The sequence below is a fragment of the Streptomyces phytophilus genome, from assembly GCF_013870535.1.
Taxonomy (GTDB): domain Bacteria; phylum Actinomycetota; class Actinomycetes; order Streptomycetales; family Streptomycetaceae; genus Streptomyces; species Streptomyces phytophilus.
In genome coordinates, this window is sequence record NZ_JACBXC010001262.1 from 1 (window position 1) to 1,718 (window position 1,718).

Below are 1,718 nucleotides of genomic sequence, written 5' to 3' on the forward strand. Positions count from 1 at the left end.
GCAGCGCGGAGTTCGCGGCGCTGTGGGAGGCGCACGACGTGGCGGTGCGGCGCCGGGAGGTCAAGCGGTTCGTCCACCCGGTGGTCGGGCTGCTGGAGCTGGACTGCGAGGTGCTGCTGAACCCGGAGCACGACCAGCGGCTGGTGATCCACACTGCGCGGCCCGGCAGCGAGTCGTACGAACGGCTGGAGCTGCTGCGCGTGGTGGGGCTGCAGCGGCTCACGGGCTGACGCCGCCGCGCTCGCCTGCGGTCACGGGCGGCGCGTACTCGCGTACGAACTCCCGCCGCCACCACGTCCGGCTGCGGCGCAGCTCGGCCCAGTCGGTGTACTCGTACCGGAACAGCCGGGCGCGCACGCTCCCGGGCGGGCTCCCGGGGAACGGGTTGTGGCGCAGCAGCCGGAGCGTGTCGCGGTCGCCGTCGAGCAGCCGGAGCAGGAAGGCGCCGAACCACCGCTCCGCGTACGCGGGGGAGAGCGCGGCGAACCACATCAGCCAGTCGAGCCGCAGGTGGTACGGCGCGAACTGCCTGGGCAGCCGCCGCGGATCGCCGGGCTTGCCCCTGAACCCGTACTCGCGCCACTCGCTCGCGTCGTTGGGCCGGGTGTCCTTGGTCCCCTCGACGACGATCTCGTGCCGGACGCGGGTGATGCTGCCGAAGGCGCCGTAGGTGTTGACGAGGTGGAGGGAGTTGAACGAGGCGTTCATGCGCTGCCGCCGGGAGAGCAGGTTGCGCGCGGGCCACCAGCTCAGCGCGAGCACGGCGGCGGTCGCGGCGAAGACCGCGACGGTGAACCAGACCGGTGTGCCGCCGGACTCGGGCGGTGCGGGCAGCGGGGTGTGGTCGGCGACGAGCCGTCCGTCGATCGCGGTGAGGGCGACGAGGATGGTGATCCAGTTGAGCCAGGCGAAGTTGCCGGAGAGGACCAGCCAGAGCTGGGTGACGACGATGGCGGCGGCGGCCCAGGTGGCGACGGGCTGCGGGGTGAACAGCAGGACGGGCAGCCCCAGTTGGGCGACGTGGTTGGCGGCGGCCTCGACGCGGTGCAGGGGCCGGGGCAGATGGTGGAAGAACCAGCTGAGCGGCCCGGGCATCGGCTGCGTCTCGTGGTGGTAGTAGAGGCAGGTCAGTTTCCGCCAGCACCGATCGCCGCGCATCTTGATGAGCCCGGCGCCGAACTCGACCCGGAAGAGCAGCCAGCGCAGCAGGAAGAGCACCAGCACCGGCGGCCCGACGGTGTCGTTGCCGAGGAAGACCGCGAGGAACCCGGCCTCCAGCAGCAGGGACTCCCAGCCGAACGAGTACCACGCCTGGCCGACGTTGACGATCGACAGGTACAGCGCCCACAGCACCGCCCACAGCAGCATCGCCGCCCACAGCGGCACCGCGTCCGCCGCCCCGCCGGCCACCGCGGCGGCCAGCAGGGCGCCGCCCCAGGCGACGCCGGCGAACAGCCGGTCGGAGTAGCGCACCTGGAACAGGCTCGGCGCCCGCCGGAACGGCACCCGCGCGGTGAACCGCGGCACGGGCAGCATGCCGTGCGCGCCGATGAGCGGCCGGAACTGCCGCGCCGCGGCGACGAAGGCGACGACGTACAGCAGGGCCAGCCCGCGCTGGAACACGAGCCGGCTCAGCCAGTACCCGTCGGAGGAGAACCACGCCACGACGCCATCCGTACCACCGCCGCGACCGCCCTCACACCCCGCCGCGCCGGATC

The 1,718-nt window shown here is 73.1% G+C and carries 2 protein-coding genes; one reads left to right on the plus strand and one right to left on the minus strand.

What is annotated here, in order from left to right:
* On the plus strand, nucleotides 1–230 hold a 230-nt coding region (locus tag H5J30_RS31410; protein WP_445194970.1), incomplete at its 5' end, for an MmyB family transcriptional regulator.
* Here the strand turns inward: H5J30_RS31410 and H5J30_RS31415 are convergent.
* On the minus strand, nucleotides 220–1,665 hold the full coding sequence (locus H5J30_RS31415; RefSeq protein ID WP_181790950.1) for a lipase maturation factor family protein: 1,446 nt from the start codon (nucleotides 1,663–1,665) through the stop codon (nucleotides 220–222). The genes H5J30_RS31410 and H5J30_RS31415 overlap by 11 nt on opposite strands.
* Nucleotides 1,666–1,718 lie beyond the last annotated feature (53 nt).